12 protein-coding genes and 1 pseudogene are annotated in these 17,125 nt (G+C 63.7%); 8 read left to right on the forward strand and 5 right to left on the reverse strand.

Features of this window, described 5'->3' with window-relative positions; translation table 11 throughout:
- Positions 1-406: 406 nt before the first annotated feature.
- Positions 407-1,429, reverse strand: coding sequence for a zinc-dependent alcohol dehydrogenase family protein (locus DM374_RS03765; RefSeq protein ID WP_095155091.1), 1,023 nt, complete (start codon positions 1,427-1,429; stop codon positions 407-409).
- Positions 1,430-1,649: 220 nt separating this feature from the next.
- Here DM374_RS03765 and DM374_RS03770 point away from each other — a divergent pair, with 220 nt between their 5' ends.
- Positions 1,650-2,564, forward strand: a complete 915-nt coding sequence (locus DM374_RS03770; protein WP_110968660.1) for a LysR family transcriptional regulator — start codon at positions 1,650-1,652, stop codon at positions 2,562-2,564.
- A gap of 379 nt (positions 2,565-2,943) precedes the next feature.
- On the opposite strand, the gene DM374_RS03775 is transcribed toward DM374_RS03770, so the two are convergent.
- The 3 genes and pseudogenes from DM374_RS03775 to DM374_RS34235 all read right to left on the reverse strand — a co-directional run.
- Entirely contained in the window at positions 2,944-4,341 is a 1,398-nt protein-coding gene (locus DM374_RS03775) for a methyl-accepting chemotaxis protein (RefSeq protein ID WP_110968661.1), read from the reverse strand.
- A 193-nt stretch (positions 4,342-4,534) separates the two neighbouring features.
- Complete coding sequence (locus tag DM374_RS34230) at positions 4,535-4,969, reverse strand: CZB domain-containing protein (RefSeq protein ID WP_404821289.1); 435 nt, start codon at positions 4,967-4,969, stop codon at positions 4,535-4,537.
- 24 nt (positions 4,970-4,993) lie between these two features.
- Positions 4,994-5,242: pseudogene (locus DM374_RS34235) on the reverse strand (methyl-accepting chemotaxis protein); the annotation flags it as partial.
- Between the two features lie 940 nt (positions 5,243-6,182).
- Here DM374_RS34235 and DM374_RS03790 point away from each other — a divergent pair.
- The 7 genes from DM374_RS03790 (at position 6,183) to DM374_RS03820 (ending at position 15,192) form a co-directional block, all read left to right on the forward strand.
- Positions 6,183-7,121: a helix-turn-helix transcriptional regulator gene (locus DM374_RS03790; RefSeq protein ID WP_157969653.1), complete on the forward strand. Its 939-nt coding sequence runs from the start codon at positions 6,183-6,185 to the stop codon at positions 7,119-7,121.
- Between the two features lie 103 nt (positions 7,122-7,224).
- On the forward strand, positions 7,225-9,231 hold the full coding sequence (locus DM374_RS03795) for a TonB-dependent receptor (protein ID WP_110968664.1): 2,007 nt from the start codon (positions 7,225-7,227) through the stop codon (positions 9,229-9,231).
- A 1-nt stretch (position 9,232) separates the two neighbouring features.
- The gene (locus tag DM374_RS03800) at positions 9,233-10,498 is read left to right on the forward strand and encodes an MFS transporter (RefSeq protein ID WP_110968665.1); all 1,266 of its coding nucleotides are present in this window, start codon (positions 9,233-9,235) and stop codon (positions 10,496-10,498) included.
- A gap of 73 nt (positions 10,499-10,571) precedes the next feature.
- Positions 10,572-12,377 (forward strand): ABC transporter ATP-binding protein, encoded by a 1,806-nt coding sequence (locus DM374_RS03805; protein ID WP_110968666.1) that lies wholly within the window; start codon positions 10,572-10,574, stop codon positions 12,375-12,377.
- Positions 12,374-14,128, forward strand: coding sequence for an ABC transporter ATP-binding protein (locus tag DM374_RS03810; protein WP_110968667.1), 1,755 nt, complete (start codon positions 12,374-12,376; stop codon positions 14,126-14,128). The genes DM374_RS03805 and DM374_RS03810 overlap by 4 nt, the downstream gene beginning before the upstream one ends.
- A 51-nt stretch (positions 14,129-14,179) precedes the next feature.
- The gene (locus DM374_RS03815) at positions 14,180-14,578 is read left to right on the forward strand and encodes a hypothetical protein (RefSeq protein WP_110968668.1); all 399 of its coding nucleotides are present in this window, start codon (positions 14,180-14,182) and stop codon (positions 14,576-14,578) included.
- A gap of 248 nt (positions 14,579-14,826) precedes the next feature.
- Entirely contained in the window at positions 14,827-15,192 is a 366-nt protein-coding gene (locus tag DM374_RS03820; RefSeq protein ID WP_110968669.1) for a hypothetical protein, read from the forward strand.
- A 71-nt stretch (positions 15,193-15,263) separates the two neighbouring features.
- On the opposite strand, the gene DM374_RS03825 is transcribed toward DM374_RS03820, so the two are convergent.
- Positions 15,264-17,117 (reverse strand): ABC transporter ATP-binding protein, encoded by a 1,854-nt coding sequence (locus tag DM374_RS03825; protein WP_110968670.1) that lies wholly within the window; start codon positions 17,115-17,117, stop codon positions 15,264-15,266.
- Positions 17,118-17,125 lie beyond the last annotated feature (8 nt).

Here is a 17,125-nt window from a genome sequence, read left to right on the forward strand (position 1 = left end):
TAGGAATTTGTTTCCAGCTTGCAGGAAGCCTCCTACACCCAAACAGAACTACCCAAACAGACCCCTGCGGCGGACCTGACCGAGCGCGATGGCATCCGGATCGCACCTGTCCCGACTGGCAATCAATAATTGAACGAACATATCTCACTCCCTGAGACGATAACGGCAAGGCGGTTTGATTACGTGCGGGAAGTCTTTTGCGGCTTGATGCAGCCCATGTTTCTGTACAGCGTTGCGTAATTCAACGGACACTGAAACACCCTTATTCCCACAGCAACAACATAGCCGAAGCAAAGTCCTTAGTCCGCATAAGACTAATAGGAAATTTCTGAAATTTTATGAGGCAAATTTCACAAAAAAGCCCGAGCATATTCTCGGGCTGTGCAGGAGGGAGCTGAAAGTGCTGTCAGGCGTCGGGGAGTTCCAGCACTACACGACCACCACACGGGCACTCGTCCATATGTCGGTGGGCGTCGACGACACGCTCGAACGGGTAGACCTGAATGATTTGCGGCAGCAACTGGCGGTCAGCGGTGAACTGATTGATGTCGCGCAACGCCCGGTGCAAGGCGACCTGGTCCTGGGTGATACCCAGCTCCGGCTTGCCGGTGAAGTTGCTGATGCAGTGGACAAAGAACTGGATGTTCTTCTGGAACGCCGCGCAGGCCGGGAACGGCGTCTGGTTGCCGCCCTGCAGGCCGTACAGGACCAGGCTGCCGCGCGGCGCCAGGACATCGCCGAGCAGCGACATCTGCGGCCCGCCGAGACCGTCCAGGACCATGTCGACCCCACGGTTGTCGGTGTACTTGTTGATCTGCATGAGCAGATCCTGCTCCTCGGTGACGATCACCTTGTCGGCGCCCAGTTTGAGCAGCGGCTCGCGCTGTTCGGCATCGCGGGTGGCAGCGATCACCTTCAGGCCCAGGGCCTTGCCCAGTTGCACGAATGAAGGGCCGGCGCAGTGGCTGGCATCAGTGACCAGCGCGGTCTGCCCGGCCTTGGCACGGGCCAGATCGACGTAGGCGAAATAGGCCATCAGCAGCGGCGTGTAGTGCACGCTGGCTTCGATGGGCGTCAGGATGTCGGGATAACGGGTCAGCGCCAGCCGCGGCAGGACGATGATTTCGCCATAGACCGGGTGATCGTTAGGGCTGCTGGCCGGGAAGCTGGCGACCTTGTCGCCCACCGCCAGGTCATCGACACCTTCGCCTACCGCCGTCACCACGCCCGCCATTTCATGGCCGATGCCGACCGGCAGACGCGCCTGGGACGGCGCCAGATTCTGCCGCCAGAGCACGTCATACCAACTGACGCCGATCGCCTGGACACGAATCTGCACTTCCCCGGCAGCCGGCGCGGGCGTTGGTTGCTCCTCGATCTTGAGCACCTCGGCCGGACCAAACTTGTGGAAACGGATCATGCGGGACATCGCAAACCTCGCCTAGTGAACCTCTAATGCCCTGAACTCTATCGGGGCTTTCACGGTTAGACCATCAGTGGTCATTAATAGTCGACATGCTTGTCATCGATTGGGCTCATGCCTGGCTGCTTGCCGTAAACTGGCACACAGCCACAATTTACGGTGCAGGGTAACAGCCTTTGCTCGTAAGATTCACCCCTTGCCCCGAACCGCCAGCGAAGCGAAGCCGATGAACCGTAACGACCTGCGCCGCGTCGATCTCAATCTGCTGATCGTCTTCGAGACCTTGATGCACGAACGCAGCGTCACCCGGGCTGCGGAAAAACTCTTCCTCGGGCAGCCGGCGATCAGCGCTGCGTTGTCGCGGTTGCGTACCCTGTTCGATGACCCGCTGTTCGTCCGCACCGGACGCGCGATGGAGCCCTCGGCGCGGGCCACCGAGATTTTCGCCCTGCTCTCGCCGGCGCTGGACTCCATCTCCACCGCCGTCAGCCGCGCTGCCGACTTCGATCCGGCGACCAGCACCAACGTGTTCCGTATCGGCCTGTCGGACGACGCCGAATTCGCCCTGCTGCCACTGCTGCTCAAGCGCGTCCGTGCCGAGGCGCCAGGTGTCGTACTGGTGGTGCGTCGAGTGAATTACCTGTTGATGCCCACCCTGCTCGCCTCCGGCGAAATCTCCGTCGGCGTCAGCTACACCGCCGACCTGCCGGCCAATGCCAAGCGCAAGGTACTGCGACGCAGCAAGCCGAAACTGCTGCGGGCCGACAGCGTGCCCGGCTCGCTGAGCCTTGATGATTTCTGCAAGCGCCCCCATGCACTGGTGTCCTTCGCCGGCGACCTCAGCGGCTTCATCGATGAAGAACTGCAAAAGCTTGGCCGCGAACGCCACGTGGTGCTGGCGGTGCCACAGTTCAATGGCCTGGGCAGCCTGCTTACCGGCACCGACATCGTCGCCACCGTCCCCGACTACACCGCCGACATCCTCACCGCCGCCGGCGGCCTGCGCGCCGAAGAACTGCCGCTGGAGGCGCGGACCTTCGAACTGCATATGGCCTGGCGAGGGGCGCAGGATAATGATCCGGGGGAGAAGTGGTTGCGGTCGAGGATTCAGATGTTTTTTGGGGATCCTGAGAGTCTGTAATGAACTTCCGCTTAACCCAAAAAAATCTTTATAAACATATAGTTACCAAACCATTTAATCCAAAGCCGTCTGCCCAGTCCCCCTGGCTTCCAGAGCTTATGGGGGCAAATTTTCGAGTGTTGGAAAAACGGTGTCCCCACCGATGCCCTCAGAAACCGCCGCCCCTTTCAGACCAACACTCAGCGATGCCTTCATCCGCTCGCTGACCGAGCCCGGCAAGCACGCCGACGGCGAAGTCCCCCGTCTCGACTTAGAGGTCAGGCGTCGAGCAAGGTCTGGGAACCTCCTTCCAGGTTCTGCATGCCAGGCGCGCAGGGCGCGGTATGTGCACGCGCCCAATTGCTGCCACAACGCCGAGAGGCCGCGCAGCAATGGACGATTATTTGAAGTTGCGGAAACTCCCAATTCGCTCGGTCAGCGCCTTGCCCAGCGCCGCGATCTGCTGCGTGGATTCATCGATCTTGCGGGTCGCTGTCACGTTCAACTGGGTCACGTCACGAATGCGCACCACGCTGTCGCTCACCTGGTCGGCAACACTGCTCTGCTGCTCCGCTGCGGCGGCAATCTGCAGGCTCCGCTGCTCGATGACCGAGGCCATACGGGTAATGCGCTCCAGTGATGAACCGGCTTCTTCGGCCAGCAGCAAGCTGTCATCGATCAGGACCAAGCCCGACTGCATCTCGTCCACCACCTGGGTGGTGACCTGCAGCAATTGGTCGATGGTGCCTTCGATTTCCCCCGCCGATTGCCGGGTCCGTCCCGCCAGGCCGCGGACGCCGTCGGCGACCACGGCAAAGCCCCGGCCATACTCCCCTGCCCGCGCCGCTTCGATGGCGGCGTTCAATGCCAGCAGGTTGGTCTGTTCGGCCAGGGCCTTGATCACGTCCAGCACCCGCACGATGCTGCGGCTCTGCTCATCCAGACGGGCAACGGAACCTGCGGTCTGTTGCATGCCATCGGACAGCAACCTGATCCGCCCGAGCATCTGCAACACCACCTGCTCGCCACGCTGGGCGCTGCCGTCGGCCTCCAGCGCGGCCTGAGACGCGCGGACGCCGTCTTCGGCGACGCTCTGGGCGCTGGCCGCCAGTTGCTGCACGGCGCTAGCGGTCTGCTCGGTTTCATCGCGCTGGCGGTCCATGCCGTCGAGGCTTTCGCGGCTGAGCTGGCCAAGGCCTTCAGTCGCCTGGGACAGTTGCCGCACGCCGTGCTGGATATGCCCGACCAGCCCGCGCAGGTTGCCCGTCATGCCGTGCATGGCCTGTTGCAGTTCACCAAATTCGTCGCCACGCGCACGCGGCGGCTCTTCACGCAGGTCGCCATCAGCTACCCGCCGCGCCATCAATAGTGTGTCGCGCAGCGGCTCCAGGGTGAGTCGGCGGATCAGCCAGGCGGCCAGCACGCTGAGGGTCATGGACAACAACAGGATCAGGCCCATGCCCAGCAAGAAACCACGGCTTTGCTGATGCAGTCGGGCGACTTCGCTGTCATAGGCACCGGCGGTCAGGTCGAGCATCTGTTGCGCCAGGCCGATCATCCGCGCCTGGCTGGCAGCGCTGCTGTGCAAGCCATCGCGGTAGCCGATAAACGCTTCAGTGTAGTGCTGCAACGCCGCCAGGCCGTTCTGCAAGGCGCTGCGGTGAGCCCCTTCGACCTGGCGTGAAAGGCTTTCCAGGTTTTCGGTGACGCCGGCATTGAACGTGTGCCAGGCGTCGTAGTGATCAGCGCTGGGTTGCAGGTCCCAGGTAAATTCCAGGGTGCGCAGGGTGAGGAGCATGCGGATCAGTTCACGCCGCGCTCTACTGCGCCTGCAAATCTGATCGAAGCCTTGGCGATGGAATGGGCGCGCCACAGCATCAACGTCAATGCCATCGCGCCTGGCCTGTTCGAAACCACCAAACCAATGATGAAAAACAGTAGCGATCTACGACTACGGTTCCGCTGCCTCCGAAAACACGAAGCTCATGTCATCAGTGACACTGCAGCAAACGCGTGTCTTTCTCGCCGCTCTCAGCCATGTGCTCGAGGCAATCCTGGACAATCAGGCTTGCCTCTTCCATGGCAGCAACCTCCTTCAACAAGGTAACCGAATCGCCCTGTGCATGAGCACGCAGCGCCGCGAAAGCCGCGTCGTGGACTTTCTTGTGAGGACTTTCTATATCGCGGTAGCCGGGGAGTTGGGCGTAGCTGGTCTTGCCCTCACCTTCGTAATACCACTTGCCAAGCCTGCAATGGGTATGGAGTGCAAAACTGGATTCGCCTTCATTGGAAATACCGAACAGAACCTTGTACACGCGAAACTTGTAAATCAGATGATCAACTTTCGCCAGCTCGCAGAAACTGCGCAACGCCGAGGCCGAGACCGTTTGCTCGCTAGTGGAAGACATACTCAGAAGACGTCTCATGGTATCCGCTGCGGCCTGCCCATCCTTGCTGAATGACGCTGAATGCTCTGCAAGAGAAGCGATCTGATCGCGGCTGTCCGAGCTGTCCAGACGAATCTTCCCCACCAGGGTGGTGATTTCCGCAGTAGCCTCCGCAGTGCGCTTGGCCAGCTTGCGCACTTCATCGGCCACCACCGCGAAGCCACGCCCGGCGTCGCCTGCGCGAGCCGCCTCAATGGCGGCGTTGAGCGCCAGAAGATTGGTCTGGTCAGCAATCTCCTTGATCATTTGCAGTATTCCACCGACCTTCTGCGCCTGCTCATCAAGCTGTCCGACCTTGTGCGAGGCTTCTTCCGAAGTGCCTGCCAGTGTCTGGAGGTTGACCGCAATCAGGTCGATCGCATTGCGGCTATCCATGGAAATGAGCTGGGCCTGTACTGCGTGTTGCCGCTCATCGCCCATGGTTCCCGCCAACTTGGCGAAGGAGGACTGGGTCATCTCCAGCGAATGCGAAAAGGTAGCGAGATTGGCGGCCAGGTCCTCGAACTTCCTGATACGACCGTGGCATTCGACAACCTGCTGTTCTGCTTGTGCGAGGCGACCATTTGCAGCCTCCAGATCATGGTTTGCAATCTCGAGTGCTTGTTTCAAACGCTCAACCTCAGCGCCGCGTGAATCTGCCTTCTTCCACCACACTTTCATGCTGTACCTATATCGATCAAATTCCAGAATCGTGTCGTTCATCTGCATGCAGCCGCCAGCGTTCTACCTAATCGAACAATCACGGTTGAAACCTGCCGCACGCTCAAGACCGTCATCCAGATAGTTTCTCTGAACCTCCTTTTGTTGCCATGCCGTGGAGCAATGCATGGCGCATTAGGCCGGTATCAAAGGCAAAAAACCGACTCAATGGCCGGTTTCTTTGTCGTTCGTCAGGGTTCGGGCGGACTCGTTGCGTACTGATTAATCCGCCAGAAATGCCTCCAGAATAGATGTCAGCCATTCTGGTCGATCTTCTTGGGGCGAGTGATTCACAGATTCTGCTTTCCAACCCGGCACACCACTAAGGAATCACCGCTTCGCCCAAGTCTTCGCACCAACCCACAATCAACAATAATTATCATTTACATAAAGACAAAAAGCCTTATCCTAGCCCCCGCCCCCTATGCCCCCCGCCCGGATTTGCCACTCCGGTGCCCGGCGCCTCAGGTCATTGGCTTCTGGGAGATATGCCGTGTCTACCCCAACCTGCCCACCCGCTGCATCGCTTTCCACCGATCGTGACCCTGGCTATGCCCGCTTCGACCTGCCCGAACACCACGGCAGCGGCTGGACCGACCTGCACCGCATCGCCCATGGCATCACCCTCGCCCGCGGTCAGTATGATTTCGCCGGCACTTTCGAAGATCACTACGTACAACCCCCCGGCTGCCTGACTATCAAGATCATGGTCGCCGGCGAACTGTACCTGCAGGTCCCCGAGCAGCGCAAGCCCACGGTCTATCACGGTGCCGGGGTGATGCTGCGCCAGGCCAGCGAGCAGCAGACTTTCAACCGCGAGATGGCCGGTCATTTCAGTGGCGTGTCGATCGAGGTGCCCACTCCGCTGCTTGAGCAGCTGTTCGAGGATCAGGCCGAGACCATCGGCGGCCCGGACGGCACCGAACTGCTACTCGACAGCGAACACCTGTGCCACAGCCTCGGCATGACCACCGCCAGTACCCTGCTGACCAGCGCCATGCACACCACGATTGGGCGCCTGCACGCCGAAGCCGCCGCCCTGCAGATGCTCGCCCAACTGGCCGACCACAAACCCTGGCGCCAGCGCCCGCAGTTGCCTGTGCGCCAGCGGGTAGCCGTGCAGGACGCCCGCGACATCCTCCACGGCGAGTTCGCCCACAGCCACTCCATCGCCTCGCTGGCCCGGCGTGTGGGCATCAACGAGTGCTACCTGAAGTCGGCGTTCAAAGCCGCCACCGGCCAGACCATCGCGCAGTACCTGCGCGGGGTGCGCATGCAGCAGGCGCGCTCGCTGCTCGAAGCCGGCGCCTGCAGCGTGCTGCAGGCCTGCGAATTCGTCGGCTATTCCAACCCCGGCCAGTTCGCCGCAGCCTTCCGGCGCATACACGGTGTCGCACCGGCCACCGTCAAAGGGCTCAAGGACATTCACTGAAGTGAAGTTTTCCCGAATGGGATCGTAAATTCCCGCATGGGGTAGATCGCCGGACGCACAGATAATAATAATTATTATTATCAAAAATCAGCGATCCCCCATCATGAAAAAAACCACGTTTCTGCCCTACCCGCTGTCGCTGCTCGCCCTCGCTTTGGCCATCCCGGCACAGGCCGATGACACCACCAGCCCCGCCCTCGAACTGCCTGCCGTAACGGTCAAGGCCACCAAGCGCGACCAGCAGTTGCAGGACATCGCCGGCGCCGCCGACGTGGCCACTGCCGACGAAATCCTGCCCCGTGGCCTGCGCCGGGTCGACCAGCTCGACCGGGTGTTCACCGACGTGCACATCCGCCAGCGCTCCTCGCGGGCCTTCGACAACTTCACCATTCGCGGACAGTCCTCGCCAGACTTCTACAACCCGGCGGCGCAACTGCTGGTCGACGGCCTGCCGCAAGACCAGGCCCTGCTTTCGCAACTGCTGCCACAGGGCCTGGAACAGGTGGAGATTCTCTACGGCCCGCAAGGCACTCTGTATGGCCGCGGCGCGGTCGGCGGGGTGATCAACGTGGTTACGCGCAAACCCGACGATCAAGCGCGCTTCGACGCCAGCCTCGATGCCAACAAGCGCGGCCAGGGTATGCAGCTCATGGCCAGCGGGCCGCTGGTGCCAGGTGCGCTGTTCGGTGACATCGCGGTCGGCACCAGCGACACCCGCGGCGAGCTGGAAAACATGAACACCGGCTCGCGCCTGGGCGACCACGACAACAGCAACGGCCGCGCACGCCTGCGCTACGCACCCACCGACAGCCCGCTGGACGTGATGGTCAGCGCCTCGCGCGATGTCACCCACTCCGACGAGGAATACTTCGTGGTCGACGGCGACAAGGACGCCCGCCGCGTCCTGCCGATGGAGTCCAACTACCGACTGGCCACCAACAGCTACGGCCTGCACGTGGACTACGCCCTGGGCTCGATGGTGCTCAGCGCACTGACCGGCTACCAGACCCGCGACAACGAGCGCACCGTGTTCGGCAGCTACACCCCCGAGCAGCAGCGCACGATCTCCCAGGAGCTGCGCCTGGCGTCGCGCAAGGAACCCGGCAAGGCCGTGGACTTCGTTACCGGCCTGTACGCCGAGGACCTGGACTTCAAGCGCCAGATCCCGGCGTATGCGCTCGACTCGCACCAGGACATCCGCTCCTACGCCGCTTACGGCGAGCTCACCTGGCACGCCACCGAACGCCTGGACATCACTCCCGGCATCCGCATCGAACAACAGCGCACCGATGTCGACACCCGCTTCGCCACCCTGGCGATGGACAACGACAAGCGCGACAACGCCACCTCGCCCAAGCTGGGTATCAACTACAAGCTCACCGACGACGTCTCGGTGTACGCCCTGTACAGCACCGGCTTCAAGGCGGGTGGTTTTACCCGCGCGGTCACCCCGCAGAACATCGACTTCGCCTATTCACCGCAAAAAGCGCGTAATTACGAGGTCGGTTTCAAGGCCAACCTGTTCGACGGCAGCCTGGAACTGGCCGGTGCCGCCTACCAGATGCGCATCAAGGATTACCAGCTCTCGGTCGGCCCGGTGCAGGGCCAGTACCTGCAGAACGTCGGCGATGCACGCACCCGCGGCGCCAGCCTGACCGCCAAGTGGCAGGCCACCGAGGCGCTGCGTATCAAGGCCGGGGTGGCGATGAACAAGTCCGAGTTCAGCCACTATCAGGATCCCACCGGCAGCTCCAGCAACGACCTGTCGGGCAACATCCTGCCCTACGCCCCGCGCAGCACCGCCAACCTGGCCGCCGAGTATGCCTTCAACCTGGACAACGGCATGGCGCTTGTCCCGCACATCGGTCTCTCCTACATCGGCAAGACCTACTTCGACGAAGCCAACAATTTGGTCCAGGGCGGCTACTCGCTGCTCGACGCGGGGCTGTCGTGGCAGGTCAACCGCAACCTGTCCACCGACTTCTACGTCGACAATCTCGCGGACAAGACCTACGCCGTCTATGCCTTCGACGCCGGTGCGCCGATCGGCACCGCCTACCAGGTGGGCGAAGGGCGGCTGGCCGGCGTGCGCCTGAACCTGAGCTTCTGACATGAACGAGTCCACCCTCCCAAGGGCAAACGCCGCACGCCGCGCCGTAGGACTGCCCGGACTGCTCGCCGCATTCGGCGGGCTGTACGCAAGCCAGGGCCTGCTCAGCGGCCTGGCCCACGAAGGTTTGCCGGTGCTGCTACGCGCACAGGGCGTGGGCCTGGACAAGATCGGCCTGCTGTCGCTGCTGTTCCTGCCCACGGCCATCAAGTTTCTCTGGGCCGCGCGCACCGACCGCGTGGCCGGAAACGGCCCCGGCGACCGGCTGCGTCTGGCCAACAAGCTGCAAGGGTTGCTGGTTCTGGGCATGCTGCTGGCAATCATGTTGCCACCCGCCACCGCGATGACCCCGCTGCTGGCCCTGCTTGGGGTGCTGATGCTGGTGATGGTCACCCAGGACATCGTCACCGATGGCACTGCGGTGCTGAGCCTGAGCCGCCGTCAGCGCGGCTTGGGCAACATCATGCAGATTGGTGGCAGCTACCTGGGATACATCCTCGGTGGTGGTGTGTGGGTGGCCCTGGCCAGCAGCGTCGGTTGGGCGCTCGCCAGTCTGTACCTGGTCGCGCTGCTGGGCCTGTGTGCGGTGCCGGCGTTGCTGCTGCGCCGCCGTGCCTTGCCGCTGCCGGCGCGCTGCGCCGAACAGCCGTCCGAGCCGCCCAGCCTGCGCCGCGCCTGGCAAAACCCGGCGGTGCGCTGGGGCATGGCTTGCGTGGTCAGTTTCCAGGCACCGGTACGCTGGTTCACCGCGATCATGCTCACCTACCTGGTCGACCGTGGCTTCGATGTGCTGCAGGTCGGGCTACTGTCGAGCAGCGGCATCGCCCTGTCCGGCATCGCCGGCGCCTGTCTGGGTGGTCTGCTGCTGGAGCGGGCAGGTCGCCGGCGCATGGTCTGGGCAAGCTTGTTCAGCTACCTGCTGCTGCAACTGGGCTACCTGGCCCTGGAAAGCCAGGGCAACACGGACACGGTCCTGCTGACGACGATTTTCCTGGCGTTCTGCCTGAGCATGGCAATGGGCTTCGTGGTGCTCTACAGCCTGATGATGGACTGGGTCTCCCCCGCCCAGGCCGGCACCGACTACTCGCTGCTGCAATGCACCGATGCCTGGTGTGCACTGGTGCTGGGCCTGTCCGCCACCCAGTTCACCCATCACTACGGCTATGCCGCAAGTTTCGCCGTGGCCAGCGTGCTGGCCCTGCTGGCTCTGGTGCTGGCGCCACGTTGCCAGGCCCGCGCCAGCGCCGCCGTGCAGGCGGCTCAATGAGCAGCCGTGATCAACGCCCACCGTTTCAGGCCCGGCTGCGCCGGCTGGCCGAACACACGCTCGCGGAGTGACCATGAGCCAACCCTCCCCCTCCCACGAAACCGGCTTCGCCGCCCTGCTGGCGCTGGTCGGCGGCCAGCGCCGCCGACTGTACGTCGCAGCCTTGTGCAGCGCCTTGTCCGGGGTGCTGTCGATCACCCCGCTGATCGCCCTCTATCTGGTACTGCTGCGCTACGCCCAAGGTGATACGGCCCCGTTTGCCGAGGTGCTGCCGATCCTGGCCTGGTGCGGCGCGGCCATGCTGCTGCGCTGGGTGCTGCTGTGCGCCGGCGGGGTGCTGTCGCACCTGGCGGCCTTCGACTGCCTCCACGAACTGCGCCTGGTCCTGGCCAACAAGCTCACCCGTCTGCCGCTGGGCTGGATCGACGCGCGCACCGCCAGCATCGCCAACCAGGTGTTACGCGAAGACATCGATCGCCTGGAGCAATTCATCGCCCACCACCTCAACGACACCGCTACCGCCCTGGCCCTACCGCTGGCCAGTGCCGTGGTGCTGTTCTGGCTCGACTGGCGCATGGCCCTGGCGACCCTGGTCACCGTGCCCCTGGCGGTGGCGGTGCAGGCCGTGCTGTTCAAGCGCATCCCGCAGGTGATGGCCGAATACGGCCAGGTCAACGCCGAGCTTTCGGCAAGCATCGTCGACTATGTGCAGGGCATCGCCGTGGTCAAGACGTACCTGGGCGGCGAAAACGCCACCGGCCGCCTGCAAGGCGCCATTGACGCCTACCGGACGGTGATCGGGCGCATGGTCGCCAGCACCGTGCCAGGCTGGTCGGCCTTCACCGTGGTGATCAGCGCCAACAGCCTGTTCATCCTGCCCATCGGCGGCTACTTCTATCTGCAAGGCAGCCTCTCGCTTCAAGCCTTCACCCTGTGCCTGCTATTGGGCCTGGGCATCACCCGGCCGCTGTTCGCCCTGGCGTTCTTCGGCAATCTGATGCGCCTGGTGCAGGCGGCCAACACCCGCGTGCAGACCCTGCTGCGCGCCCCCGACCTGGTCGAGGACGAGGCGCCACCCGGCCTCGCGGGCAGCGCCGCACTGGCGTTCGAGCAGGTCGACTTCGCCTACGACGAAGGCGTCCCGGTGCTGCACGACATCAGTTTCAGCCTGCCCCACGGCAGCCTGACCGCCATCGTCGGGCCCAGCGGCGCCGGCAAGTCGACCCTGGCGCAGTTGATGCTGCGCTTCTGGGACGTCAGGCAAGGCCGCATCGTTCTGCAGGGCCGCGACGTGCGCGCCTGGCCGCTGGGCGAACTGCACGACCAGGTGGCCTACGTGATGCAGGAGGTGCACCTGTTCAATCAGAGCGTGCTCGACAACATCCGCCTGGGCCGCACCGATATCGACGAAGCCCAGGTCATCGAAGCGGCCAAGGCCGCCCAGGCCCACGACTTCATCCAGGCCCTGCCCCAGGGCTACCAGACCCTGCTCGGCGAGCGCGGTGCCCGGCTGTCTGGTGGTGAGCGCCAGCGCCTGTCGATCGCCCGCGCCCTGGTACGCAACGCTCCGATCGTAGTACTCGACGAGGCCACCGCCTTCGCCGACCCCATGAACGAAGCGCTGATCCTCCAAGCCCTGGCTACCCTCACCGCGGGGCGTACGGTGGTGCTGATCGCCCACCGCCTCGCCAGCGTCGTCGAAGCCGACCAGATCCTGCTGCTGGACGCCGGACGCATCCGCGCCCGCGGCAGCCACGCCCAACTGCTCGCCGACGTCCCCCTCTATCAGCGCCTCTGGCAAGCCCAGCAGGCCCACGCCGACTGGCGCCTGGGCCAACAACCGACCCACTACCACAGTTTGGAAGCGGCACGCCCATGAACATGCTCCTGGCGGTTTTCCGTATCACCCAAAGTGCCGACAACCGGCGGGTGTGGCGCAGCATCGGCTGGCGCCTGGGCGAGGCGTTGTTCGCCAGCGTGCCCTACGGCGTGCTGTATATCGCCCTGCGCGAGATCTTCGCCGCCCGCCTCGACGGCACGCTGCTGATAGGGCTGACGCTGATCCTGCTGGCCAGCCTGACCTTGCAGTTGGTCTGCAACCTGGCCTCCAACCTTGACGGTTTCCTCGGCGGCACCGGCATGCTCTGCGACCTGCGCCTGCAACTGGCCGCGCACCTGCGCCGCCTGCCCCTGGGTTTTTACAACCGCAACCGCAGCGGTGAACTCAGCGCAGTGCTGGGCGAGAACGCCACCCAGGTCGAGGAAGCCTTCACCCACCTGACCGGCGAGCTCTTCGGCCGCCTCGGCATCGCCGCGCTCACCGGTGCGCTGATGCTGCTGATCGACTGGCGCCTGGGCCTGGCCGCACTGGCCGCTGCCACCGCAGGCAGCCTTCTGGTCACGACCCTGCGCCGGCGCTTCGCGGCCATGAGCCAGGCCAAGCATGCCCAGCGCGCGGCCCTGGCCGGACAGTTGCTGGAGTTCGTCCAGGGCATCAAGGTGATCCGCGCCTTCGGCCTGTCGGCCGAGCGCTTCGGCGCGCTGGAAGCGTCGATGCAGCACCTGCGCCGCCTGTCTATCCGCATCGAGGTGCTGGCGGGGCTTCTGGCAGTGGGCTTTGCCGTGCTGCTGGATATCGGCCTGCTCGGCCTGCTGGCGCTGGCGGTGTACCTGGCCGTACAGGGCGAACTGGCGCAACCCATGCTGATACTGATGCTGGTGCTGGCGCACCGTTTCTTCGCCATGCTCGGCGAATCGGCCACACTCATGGCGCAACTGGCGTTCTACCGCAGAAGCCTTGAGCGCATCGAAACGCTGTTGCAAGCCCCTTGCCTGCAAGAGCCGAGCGAGGCCCGCCTCCCTCAGGGTCACGGCATCCAGGTGCGCAACCTGCGCTTCACCCATCCTGGCGGCGCACTGGCCCTGCGCAACATCTTCTTCGACGCGCCAGCCGGCAGCATCACCGCGCTGGTCGGCGCCAGCGGCGCCGGCAAGACCACCCTGGCGCATCTGCTCGCGCGCTTTCATGACGCCGATGAAGGTCAGGTGCTGATCGGTGGCGTCGATGTGCGCCAGATGCGCCAGGAAGACCTGCTGGCACGCATCGCCTTCGTGTTCCAGGACACCCACCTGTTCGCCGACACGGTCGAGAACAACCTGCGCATCGCCCGCCCCGAAGCTACCCGAACCGAGCTCGAAGCCGCCGCACGCGCCGCCTGCTGCCACGATTTCATCATGGCCCTGCCCGACGGCTACCAGACCCGCCTGGGCGAAGGTCTGAACCTGTCCGGTGGCGAGCGCCAGCGCCTGTCGATTGCCCGGGCTCTGCTCAAGGACGCGCCGATCGTGATCCTCGACGAGGCTACCGCGGCGCTGGACAGCAACAACGAATCCGCCGTCACCCAGGCCCTGAACCAACTGACCCGCAACAAGACAGTCATCGTCATCGCCCACCGCCTGTACACCCTCACCGATGTGCAGCAAATCCTGGTGCTGGACCAGCAGACCATCGTCGAGCGCGGCTCCCATGCCCAACTGCTGGCGGCCGGAGGACTGTACGCGCGCTTCTGGGCGCAGCAGCGAAGCACCCGCTACTGGCACCTGCGCCGTGGGCACAGCACCACGGACTGAGCTTGGCTGGACGAATCGCTGCGTCCATCCCTTCACCTGAACGAGATCGAAATGAACACTGAAGACTTCAAGGTCCACGACATTCGTACCTTTCCCCTCTGCCTGATTGAACCGCAGGTGGTGGTGCCAGGTTACAGCCAGCAGTGGGCAGAGGAACTCGATGCACTGTTGGCACGCGGCGAGCCGTTCGTGCTGATCTACCGGGAACCGGCGGACGACGAACCCCACCCGGACCGCAAGCTGCGCACCCAGTGGCTCAAGCAGCACAAGGTGGCCTTCGCCGGGTTGTGCCGCGGCATCATCAGCGTGCTCGACGATGCCGTACGGCGGGCGCACTTCGACCAGATGGGGGAAATGGGCGAGCAGGTTTTCGGAGTCCGCTACCGCACCGCGCCGACCCTGGTCGAAGGCCAGACGCTGGCCTGGCGCCTGCTTGATGGGGAAGGTTGAGCGCAAGCCCAGGTTTCACCGCCCACATCAGATGCCCTCTGCACTTCAGCGGATCTCCCCGGCGAATAACAGCACCCGTGGATCGGAGGATTTGAAAACCATCGAACCGTTGTCGGCTACCGCGGCGGCAGCATGCTGATCGCATCAATCGACGGGCCCACATTGTCTTTTATCGAATCCCACTCAACTTCATCGGACATTTCATGCTCTGATCACCCACAGCACACACCACCAAGGACACGTCATTCATGGATAGCGCTTTCCCCCAACTCCGCGACCGCCTGCACAACCGCCGCTTCGCCGTCGCCGCCAATACCAGCGGGCTCTCCGGCAGCGGCACGGTGTTTCATTACCTCGTCGAGGACAACGGCATTTCCAGCACCTACCAGGGCGGGCGGATTCGTATCGGCAATCAGGTAGGCCGGGTGACAGGGCCCGACAGTATCGAGCTGCTGTTCCACTGCCTGACCACTGAGGGAGAGATGCTTGCGGGCTGGTCGCGGGGGACGGTGGGGGTCGATGACACAGGGCGGACCACGCTGAGCTTTGTCTGGGGCTGGCTGTCGGGGGCATCCGGGGGCGGAGAGTCGAGTTACGTCGAGCTGGTTGACTGAACAGGAGCGAGTGCTGAAGGCTAACCGATAGCTGCCAGCCTGAACCGCAGCTATCGGTGTTCCGCTGCTTTCTACTCGACCGCTTCGACCACGCCCTGATCCTCGCCCAGGAATCCACCGCTCTGGTGCTGCCAAAGCCGCGCATAAGTGCCGTTCTTCTCGAGCAACTGGGCGTGGGTGCCTTGTTCGATGATGCGCCCGTTATCCATGACAATCAGCCGGTCCATGGCCGCGATGGTGGACAGCCGGTGGGCGATGGCGATCACGGTCTTGCCCTGCATCATTTCATCGAGGCTTTCCTGAATGGCAACCTCGACCTCCGAGTCCAGGGCGCTGGTGGCTTCGTCGAGCAACAGGATCGGTGCGTTCTTGAGCATCACCCGGGCGATGGCGATACGTTGCCGCTGTCCGCCCGACAGCTTGATACCGCGCTCGCCGACCAAGGTGTCATAGCCAGTATGACCCTGCCGGTCGCTGAGCTGGTCGATGAAGCCCGCCGCCTGGGCGTTGGCCGCAGCCTCGCGGATCTGCGCATCGGTCGCGTCGGGGCGGCCATAGGCAATGTTGTCACGGATCGAGCGGTGCAGCAGCGAAGTGTCCTGGGTGACCATGCCGATGGCGCTGCGCAGGCTGTCCTGGGTGACCCGGGAAATGTCCTGCCCGTCGATGCGAATCGCGCCGCTGTCCACATCGTAGAAGCGCAGCAGCAGATTGATCAGGGTGGATTTGCCCGCCCCGGAACGGCCCACCAGGCCGATCTTCTCACCCGGACGGATAGTCAGGCTCAGGCTATCGAGGACCTGGCGCTCGCCGCCGTAGTTGAAACTGACGTTATCGAAACTGACCGCACCGCCGCTGGTGACCAGTTGGCCCGCGTCCGGCGCATCCACCACCTTGGGCCCCTGGGTCAGGGTCTGCATGCCGTCCTGCACGGTGCCGATGCTTTCGAACAGCGAGGTCATCTGCCACATGATCCAGTGCGACATGCCATTGATGCGCAAGGCCATGGCGGTGATCGCCGCCACCGCGCCGGTACCGACATCGCCCTGGTGCCACAGCCACAGTGCATAACCTCCGGCGCCGAGGATCAAGCCCACCACCAGCGTCTGGTTGACGATCTCGAACAGGCTGACCAGACGCATCTGGCGAAAGCCGGTTTCCTTGAAGTCTTCCATCGCCGCGCGGGCGAAGTGCGCCTCGCGCTTGGAGTGGGAGAACAGCTTCACCGTGGTGATGTTGGTGTACGCGTCCGACACCCGACCGGTCATGGATGAGCGCGCATTGGCCTGTTCCTGTCCGACCTTGCCCAGGCGCGGCACGAAATACAGCATGGACAGCCCGAACAGGACAATCCAGGCAAGGAACGGCAGCATCAGCTTCAGGGCGAAGCCGCCGGCCAGGGCAATGATCGCGATGAAATACACGCCGATCCCGGGGAGGATTTCGATCAGGGTGAACAGCACCTCGCGCACCGCCAGGGCGGTCTGCATCACCTTGGTGGTGACCCGGCCGGAAAACTCGTCGGAGAAGAACGAAAGGCTCTGCCGCAGCATCAGGCGGTGGAAGTCCCAGCGCAGCCGCAACGGCAAATTGATCGCCAGGACTTGGTGCTGGACCATGGTCCGCAGCGCCACGATCCCGATGCTGGTGACCAGCACAATGGCGATCCCCCACAGCACGCGGCTTTCCTGCCCCGCTTCAGCGCCGCCGGCTTTCCAGGCCGAAAGCAGGTCCACGACCTGGCCAAGGAAGGCAAACAGCCAGGCCTCGTAGATCGACACTGCGGCGCTCAGCAGCGCGAAGAGAAGGATGTAACCACGGGCGCCGCGTGTGCAGGCCCACAGGAAACGCATCAGGCCGACGGGAGGCGGAGGAAGTTCGTCAGGTGGAAACGGGTCGAGGCGTCGTTCGAAAACACGAAGCATGGTGATCT

The organism is Pseudomonas huaxiensis (assembly GCF_003231275.1).
Classification (GTDB): domain Bacteria; phylum Pseudomonadota; class Gammaproteobacteria; order Pseudomonadales; family Pseudomonadaceae; genus Aquipseudomonas; species Aquipseudomonas huaxiensis.

What these genes read in the sequence shown, in the direction of transcription:
- DM374_RS03765 (WP_095155091.1), bottom strand. Translation starts at nt 1,429, where the DNA reads ATGTCCCGCATGATCCGTTTCCACAAGTTTGGTCCGGCCGAGGTGCTC.
- DM374_RS03770 (WP_110968660.1), top strand. Translation starts at nt 1,650, where the DNA reads ATGAACCGTAACGACCTGCGCCGCGTCGATCTCAATCTGCTGATCGTC.
- DM374_RS03775 (WP_110968661.1), bottom strand. Translation starts at nt 4,341, where the DNA reads ATGCTCCTCACCCTGCGCACCCTGGAATTTACCTGGGACCTGCAACCC.
- DM374_RS34230 (WP_404821289.1), bottom strand. Translation starts at nt 4,969, where the DNA reads ATGAGACGTCTTCTGAGTATGTCTTCCACTAGCGAGCAAACGGTCTCG.
- DM374_RS03795 (WP_110968664.1), top strand. Translation starts at nt 7,225, where the DNA reads ATGAAAAAAACCACGTTTCTGCCCTACCCGCTGTCGCTGCTCGCCCTC.
- DM374_RS03800 (WP_110968665.1), top strand. Translation starts at nt 9,233, where the DNA reads ATGAACGAGTCCACCCTCCCAAGGGCAAACGCCGCACGCCGCGCCGTA.
- DM374_RS03805 (WP_110968666.1), top strand. Translation starts at nt 10,572, where the DNA reads ATGAGCCAACCCTCCCCCTCCCACGAAACCGGCTTCGCCGCCCTGCTG.
- DM374_RS03810 (WP_110968667.1), top strand. Translation starts at nt 12,374, where the DNA reads ATGAACATGCTCCTGGCGGTTTTCCGTATCACCCAAAGTGCCGACAAC.
- DM374_RS03815 (WP_110968668.1), top strand. Translation starts at nt 14,180, where the DNA reads ATGAACACTGAAGACTTCAAGGTCCACGACATTCGTACCTTTCCCCTC.
- DM374_RS03820 (WP_110968669.1), top strand. Translation starts at nt 14,827, where the DNA reads ATGGATAGCGCTTTCCCCCAACTCCGCGACCGCCTGCACAACCGCCGC.
- DM374_RS03825 (WP_110968670.1), bottom strand. Translation starts at nt 17,117, where the DNA reads ATGCTTCGTGTTTTCGAACGACGCCTCGACCCGTTTCCACCTGACGAA.